Origin of the sequence: Pseudomonas syringae group sp. 26L6, assembly GCF_032587815.1 — a bacterium.
Lineage (GTDB): Bacteria > Pseudomonadota > Gammaproteobacteria > Pseudomonadales > Pseudomonadaceae > Aquipseudomonas > Aquipseudomonas amygdali.
In genome coordinates this window covers 482,755-491,573 of the sequence record NZ_JAWHPJ010000018.1, presented here as the reverse complement: position 1 = coordinate 491,573, position 8,819 = coordinate 482,755, and the positions used below count along the sequence as shown (strand labels likewise).

The following is an 8,819-nucleotide window of genomic DNA, read 5'->3' as shown; positions in this document are numbered from 1 at the left end:
CGATACAGTGTGATTGAAAACAGCGTTGTTAAAGGAAGAAATCCATACGGAAATAGATCGGTGCTTCGCGCTCGATCACATCAGGACGTTCCAGAGAACGAGCGAAGGTCACTGAGGCCGCAACGTGCTGGCCTCGGGTAAACAGCTCGAACGAGTTACTGGACAAGCGGCCATGCTGGTCGCCGTTGTAACGATCGTTGCGGATCACGCCCTGGTCGTAACCGGCAGCCGCGCCATACTCGGCGAACACCGGGCGCAGCCAGTCCAGCGTGACCGGGCGGGTCAGGCGTACTTCATTACGCCAGTAACCGCCGCTGTCGCCAGACAGAAACTCATCCTTGTAACCGCGCACCGACGATGACCCGCCCAGGCTGGTACGTTGCGAGCTGAACAACACATCTTCGCTGCGCTGCCCGGTGGCCAGGCTGGTGAAGCTCAGGTTCTCGCCCCACAGTTGAAAGGGGTGCAGGTAGCTGAGGGTGCCGGTGTATTTGCGATAACGCGAATCGGCCTGGCCAGGGCCAGGATCATGGCTGCCCTGCGCATCCAGCGCGCCGATGCCCTGCTGCATGCCCAGGTCGATGTTGATGAACGCCGAACCGACCCGCCGACCGTGGTTGATGCCGAACTGCGCCTCGGTGATGCGGTTGCTGCTGAGCGCCAGTTTGCTGTCTTCTACATAATTGTTGGTGCGCAGGTAGGACAAACCGGCATTGAGCGAGGTCTTGCTCAACGCGTCGCGGTACACGACCCGCTCGGCCTTGAACTGGTGGTTCTGGCTGTCGCCGTCCTGCTTGAAGTTGATGTTCGAGGCCTGGGCCACCGAGCGGTATTCGCTGGTGTTGTACAGATAGCTGAATGTCCACCAGCCCCAAGGCAAACTGTAGGCAAGCGAGGCATTGCGCGAGGCTTTCTGCCGGTCGCTGATCGCATCGTGGCCGCCGCGCAGGCTGAACTGGTCGGCCAGCCCCAGCGGATTGTCCCATTCAAGCCCGGCGTTCCATTGCTGCTCACCGGTGCTGCGCTGCCCCTCGTTGGTACGCGACAGGTTAGCCCGCCACGGTTTTTGCGGAGTGTTCTTGACCACCACATCGCTGCCGCCGACGACCTGGCCGGGGGTCAGCTCCATCTGCGCCTGATTGGACGGCAGACGGTTGAGCTGATCGACCATCTGCTCGATTTCGCGCAGGTTGACCATCTCGCCTTCCCTGCCGGGAAAGGTCATGGCCAGCTCACGCGCCGACAGGCCGCTGGCAGCATCGCCGCGCAGATGCTCCAGCTTGCCTTCAATGACCAGCACTTGCAGGTCGCCTGTGGACAGGTCCTGTTGCGGCAGATAGGCGCGAGTCGTCACCAGGCCTTTTTCAAGGTAATGATCGGTGATGACTTTCAGCAACTCGTTGAGCTGGGCGACGCCAAGACACTTGCCTTGATAAGGCGCAATCAGCTCATCACGCTCGGCAGACGACAGTGAATCAGCGCCCTTGAGCTCTATACGCCGGATGGTGAAGCAGCGGGTGTCGACAGGCGCGCCTGGTGCCGCGGGTACAGCTTGCTTGCCCGGCAGGTCCTTGAGTTCTTCAAGACGACGGCGTTGCTCTTCTAGCAAGCGGTCCTGACGATCACGAATAAGGTCTTGTTCGCCTGGCAAACTGGCGGGAGGGCTGGCTGCAAACAAGGGGAAAGACGCGATGGCGAGCATGAGCAGCAGGGCCACTCTGGGAGCATGAGGGTACACGGTGCGCCCTTGCAGTAGCATATTGATATCAAAAGGTGAGCAATATTAGAACGCCATCATCATGGCGTCAAATATTTGTATCGACCCTGTATCCGATTTGTTGAAGTTTTTTGAAGTTGATTTTGACAGTACCGACCTCTAGCCCGCGTCAAAGGATCGTGTGCTTAGTCTTGACAGGGGACAGCCTATCTTTTCGACATGGTATTAAGGTCATAATTAAATATATACAGAAATACCAACCGGCCAGCGCGCGAAAACCGGCTCGCGCCAAGGCCGCGGACGCACTGATAAAATGGCCATGGTTTAAAGGAAACAGGTGAAAGCACGCTGCCCCTCCAAGGCTCTGGAGCCGCAACGACAGCTTTTCTGTATCGCTAAGGTGTAAATAAAGAGGCTGCAGGTTATCGGTCAAATCCTGCAATGTGACGCATGAGTAAACACGGGAATGGGTCATGACAACTAGTTGTCGGCAAATACCCGACAATGAACCGCTATTCCAGCCGCCTCCCGTTGTATGCACTATCGGGGCTCTGCAGCCTTGTATCTGTTTAAAAGCGCGTCATCGACTCTACAGCCTCCCGCGCCTTGCGCTCATCGTTATACACAATCTAACTGCTTATTGTTCCAATGCGGAGCGCGAGGAACGAGAAGCGTGCGGAAAACACTTCTCATTACCCTGCGCGGGAGGCTTTTCGAATCACTGTTGCCCGGACAACTTCATGATCATCCGTGACAGCAGATAGATCCGTGGCGCGACACTGCCCACCTCGGCGTACTCTTCAGGCGTATGAATATTGCCACCGACGATGCCGAAACCATCCAGTGTTGGCGTTCCTACGCTGGCAGACAAACTTGAATCAGCCGCCCCGCCGCTGCCCTCGATGGTCAGGGTGCGCCCCAGTTCACCGTAGATGCCCTGTGCCATCGCGACCAATGCATCGGACTGCGGGGTCTGCGGCATTGGCGGCAAGCCACGGACCAGACTGGTCTTGACCTCGGTGTCAGGCACCAGTTTGTTGGCCGACACCCTGGCCAGGTCCAGCTCGACGCGATCGAACTCCTCCGGCACTGCGGCACGCACGTCGGCCTTGGCGCTGGCCTGATCAGGAATCACGTTGGTGCGATCGCCCGCCTTGAGCACGGTGAAGTTGACGGTGGTTTTCTTCTCCTCGTCGCCCAGTTTGCCGAGTTGCAGGATCTGATGCGCAACCTCTGTGGCAGCGTTACGCCCCAGTTCCGGCGCAACGCCCGCATGCGAGGCTTTGCCCTTGACTTCGACCAGTGCCGTCGCAGAACCCTTGCGCCACACCACCAGACCATCAGCAGGACGACCCGGCTCCAGATTGAGCGTGACATCGTGCTCTTTCGCTGTTTTCTTGATCAGCTCGGTAGCGACGCCTGAACCGGTTTCTTCGCTGGCGTCGAGCAACACTGTGATCTGTGCGTAGTCGGTGAATTTCAGGTTGTGCAGCACCTTCAGAGCATAGATAGCAGCAACGATGCCGCCCTTGTCATCCATAACACCAGGGCCATAGGCACGACCGTCCTTGATATGAAACGGACGCTCGGCCGCAGAGCCTTCCTTGAACACGGTATCCATGTGTGCCATCAGCAGAATCTTCGCCTTGCCGGTGCCTTTCAGGGTCGCAACTACATGATTGCTGGCCTCTGGTGTATTCGGAACGAGCTCGATGGTGGCACCGAGCTTTTTCAGTTCTTCAATCGCGATGTCACTGACTTTGGTCAGGCCCGGTACGTACCCGGAGCCTGAATCGATGTTTACCAGACGCTCCAGCAGCTTCAAGGCTTCGTCCTTATATTGCTCGGCATCGGCCTGAATCGCCTTATGCGGTTCGGCCATGGCCGCTGGTGCCAGAGCTGTCAGCGCAAGCGCCAAAGCGAGATGAGCTGCCAGTGGCGAGCGGGAGAATGAGCGCATGTTGTTCCGTCCTTGTGTTTGGTTCGTCGAGGTTTTCAGGACCATACCTTACACAAACACCGGCCGTAATGAGTCAACTCGCGGTACGCCAGCGTTCGAACGTGTCAAACAGCAGCCCATACAGAATCGGGATCAACCCCAGCGTCACCAGCGTGCCCAACGCCAGCCCGCCCATGATCGTGATCGCCATACCCTCCCAGAGCGGGCCGGCAAAAAGCATCAGTGGGACCAAGCCGATGATGCAGGTCAGTTTGGTCATCACGATCGGTCGCAACCGCTTGATCGCTGCGTTGACCACCGCCTCACGAACCGACAGCCCGTGCCCGCGCTCAACCTCGATGCGTTCGAGCAATAACACCGCGTTGTTGACAATAATGCCGGCCAGCGACAGCAGTCCAAAGGTCGCCATGAAGCCGAAGGGATATCCGGTGAGCACCAGGGCCAACGCCACGCCGATGAGCACAAAAGGCACACTGGAGATGACGATCAGCAACTTGCGAAACGAATTGAACTGCCACACGAACAACAGCAGCATCGCCACCAGCGCGTGCGGCATGTATTGCAGAAGCGCCTGGTTGGCTTCGGCCGAATCCTCTATTTCGCCACCCAGTTCGATGCGATACCCCGCTGGCATGTTGAGCGTCGCAATCTGTGGTGCCAGATGCTCAATGATCGAGGTGGCGGTCAACGACGGGTTGTGTCCGACCACAGTAATCGCACGCTCCAGGTTGCGGCGCTGAATGGTCGATGCCTCGGCCTGGGGCTCGACCGTCGCGATGGCGGACAACATCAGCGGTGCCGCCCCGGAAGCCGGGTAAATCAACGTACTGTCCAGATCATTGGCAGGCGTAATCGGTGTGCCCTGCTCACGAGCCACAATCGCCACAGCCGTTTCGCCATCCTGCAGCGATGACACAGACAGCCCGTTGTTCCTCAGTTGCAGGGCCTGAGCGATGTCCTGAGTGGAAACACCGGCATGCAGCGCCTTGTACTGATCGACGACTACGTCGTAACGCAGCAGCCGGGTACGCCAGTCATCACGTACGTCCAGGGTTCCGGGCAATGCCGACAAGGCCTGTTCGATCTTGCGGGCAATACTTCGCAGCACTTTTTCGTCAGGACCAATGACCCGGTAGACCGCAATCCCGGCTTCGGTGGTGCCCATGGAAAACCGCTTGGGCTGCGCTTCGACTTCGGGGTGCTGAGTCAGGATGAAATGCCGGGTTCGCTCAATGACTGCATCGAGGTTGGCACCGTCACGCACACTGACCGTGAAGTAGGCAATATTCGGCGCAGGCAGAGGTGGATTGAGACCCAGAACAATTCTCGGCCCGCCATTGGCGACATAGCCGATGCTGTGTTTGACGTCCTGATCGCTGCTCAGCCACTGACTGATATCGCGCACGGGCTGAGACGTGGCACGCGAGCTGCTGCCGGGTTCCAGCACCAGCGGAATCTGGAACTGCATGCGGTCGGACTTGGGCAGAAAGTCATAAGGCACCTGGGTCAGCACGACGACCGCAACTGTCAGCAATCCCAGCATGCTGGCGATGAAGATCAAGGAGTTATTCAGCAGAATCTCGATGACTTTTCGATAGCCTCGATAGAACACCGATGCATACTCATCGGCGTTGTCAGCCGCACCTGAGACTGCCGGTGCCTTGGCGAAGTAAAAGCATAACAGGGGCGTCACGGTGATGCTGAGCAGCCACGAGCTGATCAGCGTGGTGGCGAGCACAATCGCCAGCGAACGCAGGTATTCGTTAGTGCTGGTCTGCCCCAGAAAGAACGGCGAAAACGCCAGCACAATGACCAGTGAAGAGGTCAGCAAAGGGATCATCAACGTGCGCCCGGCTTCCTCGCAGGCCCGCCGTCGGTCCTCCCCGGCGTGCAGACGCCGCTCGATGTCCTCGGCGATGACAATGCCATTGTCCACCAGCAAGCCGAGGGCCAGGATGATCGCGGCAATCGACACCGTCTGCAGCTCGATCCCCAGCGAGCGCATGACCAGCAATGTACTCAGGATGGTCAGGGGCACAATCACCCCGACCACCAGGCCGGTACGCCAGCCCAGAAACAGCATGACCACACACATCACGATGACGACCGTTTCGGCCATGACGTGATACATCCTGTTCATTTCGTGCTGAACCACGCTGGACTGAAAAGTCACGATGTGCAGGGTAAAACCCGCTGGAAGTTGTTGTTCCAGCTCACCGAGCTTTTTGCGCAGAGCGGCACCGAACGTCTGGACATTGAGCCCTGGCTGCATCGAAACGGCCAGCACCACAGCATCCTGCCCTTGATAGATCGCTTCGGTTTCCGGGGGGTCGACAGGGCTCACCGATATTCGGGTCAGGTCATGCAACGCTACCATCTGTCCGCCAGGCAACTGCACGGGAAACTGACGAAGCTGATCCAGCGACAGCACCTCGCCGCTGACCGAGAGCGTGGTGCTCTGTTGCCCGATGACCGGGTTGCCTCCCGGCGCGATCAGGTTGCGGTTTTGCAATTGCTGGAGCAACTGTTGCGGCGAAAGTCCGGCTGCCGCCAGGGTCTGGTGATCGAAGTCGAGGTAGATTCGCTCGTCCTGCAGGCCATACAGCTCGACCTGATCGACACCCTTGAGCTCATAAAGCTGATTGCGCAGGCGTTTTATCGGCGCGCGCATCTCGCTCATGGTAAAACCCGGCGCCGTCAACGCAACGGAAGCCACTGCCACGCGACCGAAATCATCGTCCACAAAGGGCCCTTGGGTACCGGCCGGGAAAACGCCGTTCGTTTCGCTGACCTTCGCCCGGAGTCGTTGCCACAGCAGCCCCAGATCCTTGATGGTGTCATACGCCGTGACTTGCACAATCACCCGGCCTGGCTGGACCGTGGTGACAATGTTCTTGATCTCGGCCAGTTCACGGATGCGTTCTTCGAGTGGCCTGGCAAGCAGCTCTTCCGTCCGCTCGGTGGAGAGTCCTGGCAGGGATACGCTGACCAGTGCGTCGCGAACCGTAACCGAAGGCTCTTCCTGAGACGGAAACCCCAAAAAGGTCGCGACACCGGCCAGCAAAATCAGGAAGGCCGCAAACAGGGTCAGGCGGCTCGCGCTCATTGCGCGGTAGGTAAGACTCATTGCGTGCCCCCGTTCAAGCGTGTGCCAGGCTGAAACAGGGTGACGGTCTCGCCGTCCTGCAGGAAAGCCGCGCCGGCAGTAACCACTCGCTCCCCGACAGCCAGGCCGCTGGCGATCAGCGCCCGGCCATCTTTAACCGTACCCAGCGAAACAGAGCGCAGGGCGACTGTTCCGCCTGGCTGGTAAACAAAGACCTCGGCGGAGTTGCTGCCGGTGCCCATCCATAACGCCTGGACCGGGATCGACAAGGGCTGTGTACCGGTATCGGGATGCATCTGCACCAGCAGCGTGATGCCACTGGGCAATCTACTGGCAGGTCGCAGCACACGAAACACAGCCGTTCTGACCAGCCCGTCATCGGCACGGGGTGAGATGCCTTCAAGTGCCAGATCAAACCCTGAAGTGCCATCTGCCGTGCTGGAGGCTCTGGCCAGGTCACCAGGTTTGAGGGTTTCGGCAAGTGCTAGCGGAACAGCAACCACCACCTCCTGCCCGGCAGCGGATTCGATGTCCAGCACCACTTGCCCGGCGGGCAACACGGTGCGCGGCTGTGCATGCCGCGCTACTACTCGCCCGGCAAAGGGCGCGATCAAACGGGTACGGTCCAGCTCGCGATGGGCCAGAGCCTGTTCGGCCTGTGCACGGACCTGCTCGGCTTTGGCCTGCTCGCTGGATGCCAGGGCCGACTCGACCACACTCTGGGCGACACTGCCTGCCGCAAGCAGACGCTTCTGACGCTGATAATTAAGCTCACGTTCAACCGCCTGCGCTCTGGCCAGACGCAGACTGGCCTGCGCCTCTTGCAGACGCAGCTGCGCAGGCTGTCGGTCAATGCTGGCGAGCACCTGATCCTTTTCAACGGTATCGCCAATGTCGACCCGCAGCTCTGTCAAAGTGCCTGCCGATTCAAACGCCAGACTGGCGCGCTCCTGCTGCCGAACGGTGCCGATAAAGCGCACCGTGGTTCCCTCTCCTGCCCGTGCAGCTTCAACCTTGACGGCACGGATGACCGAGACGCTGGCCGTATGCTTATCGCTGCACCCACTGACCATCAGGGCGATCATTACGATACTGCAAGCGTGTAAAACACATCGCTGTAGATCAGAAAACCCATCGGGATGTAATCGCATGGCAGGCTTCACCCCTTTAGAAGGCGTAGTTCAAGGCAATCAAACCGCTGCCTTCAGCATCGGTCTCGACCAGCGGGCTGCCGCGGGTCTGATCGGTGTAGTGAGTCACCCCCACGCTTGCAACGGTTGACCAGTGGGCATCAAAGGCGTGCTGCCAGGCGAGCGCAGCCGAGTACGCGTAAATCCCGCTGTCTGCCGTGAACCTGGAAAAGCCGGTGCGCTGACTCTGGATCGGGCTCACACCGAAGTAGGTCTGGTTGTAACGGCCGTCACCGGCATGCGCATCGATATCCAGCGTCACCGTATCGGTCTGGCTGTGGTAGGCGATGCCCTCAAAACCCAAGCGGTAACGGTTGCCACGCTTTTCACCGGCCACACGCAGTTCGGCCTCGGCACTGGCCGACAACCATGGCGTGAGCTGTTGAGAGATCATGAAGTCGCCAACCGTTGCACCCTTGACGGTGCCCATCCCTATGAGCTCATTGGAACCAGGGCGGTTTGTACTGTTTTTCTCGGTACGGCCGAAATCGTAGTTGAGCGCTGCGCTGGCCCCGAACCCGGAATCGGACTGCCATTGCAGCCCCACTCCCCGTGCGGTATCCGCAAAAAAGATACCGCGCTGGACAGTGAGCATCGGCAACACCTGACTGCGGTATTCATCGGCCCCCATGTAGCGTGGCAGCACGGCCATGCCGAGGCCGAAATTGACGTTGAACCTGTCGCCGAAAATGGACTGGCTTTGCGTGGACGCGCTGTCCTGAGCACAGGCCTGACCGACCAGTGTCATGGCCACTGAGGCGATCAACACGCCAAGCGCAGGCTTGAGCAGTGCAGGACGAACGTGAGGACGAGCGATTTCAGGACTCATGGTGATACTCCGGTTTC

The 8,819-nt window shown here is 59.1% G+C and carries 5 protein-coding genes; all 5 read right to left on the bottom strand.

Annotated elements, in window-relative coordinates:
- Positions 1 to 28 precede the first annotated feature (28 nt).
- A complete protein-coding gene (locus RYA97_RS09845; protein WP_117139424.1) occupies positions 29 to 1,738 on the bottom strand; it encodes a ShlB/FhaC/HecB family hemolysin secretion/activation protein in 1,710 nt (569 codons plus the stop codon).
- Between the two features lie 697 nt (positions 1,739 to 2,435).
- Positions 2,436 to 3,677, bottom strand: coding sequence for a M20/M25/M40 family metallo-hydrolase (locus RYA97_RS09840; protein WP_117139403.1), 1,242 nt, complete (start codon positions 3,675 to 3,677; stop codon positions 2,436 to 2,438).
- A gap of 73 nt (positions 3,678 to 3,750) precedes the next feature.
- Complete coding sequence (locus RYA97_RS09835) at positions 3,751 to 6,804, bottom strand: efflux RND transporter permease subunit (protein ID WP_057413702.1); 3,054 nt, start codon at positions 6,802 to 6,804, stop codon at positions 3,751 to 3,753.
- On the bottom strand, positions 6,801 to 7,868 hold the full coding sequence (locus RYA97_RS09830) for an efflux RND transporter periplasmic adaptor subunit (RefSeq protein WP_016981903.1): 1,068 nt from the start codon (positions 7,866 to 7,868) through the stop codon (positions 6,801 to 6,803). The genes RYA97_RS09835 and RYA97_RS09830 overlap by 4 nt, the downstream gene beginning before the upstream one ends.
- A gap of 82 nt (positions 7,869 to 7,950) precedes the next feature.
- Positions 7,951 to 8,802, bottom strand: coding sequence for a MipA/OmpV family protein (locus RYA97_RS09825; protein ID WP_016981901.1), 852 nt, complete (start codon positions 8,800 to 8,802; stop codon positions 7,951 to 7,953).
- Positions 8,803 to 8,819 lie beyond the last annotated feature (17 nt).

What these genes read in the sequence shown, in the direction of transcription:
- RYA97_RS09840 (WP_117139403.1), bottom strand. Translation starts at nt 3,677, where the DNA reads ATGCGCTCATTCTCCCGCTCGCCACTGGCAGCTCATCTCGCTTTGGCG.
- RYA97_RS09835 (WP_057413702.1), bottom strand. Translation starts at nt 6,804, where the DNA reads ATGAGTCTTACCTACCGCGCAATGAGCGCGAGCCGCCTGACCCTGTTT.
- RYA97_RS09830 (WP_016981903.1), bottom strand. Translation starts at nt 7,868, where the DNA reads ATGATCGCCCTGATGGTCAGTGGGTGCAGCGATAAGCATACGGCCAGC.
- RYA97_RS09825 (WP_016981901.1), bottom strand. Translation starts at nt 8,802, where the DNA reads ATGAGTCCTGAAATCGCTCGTCCTCACGTTCGTCCTGCACTGCTCAAG.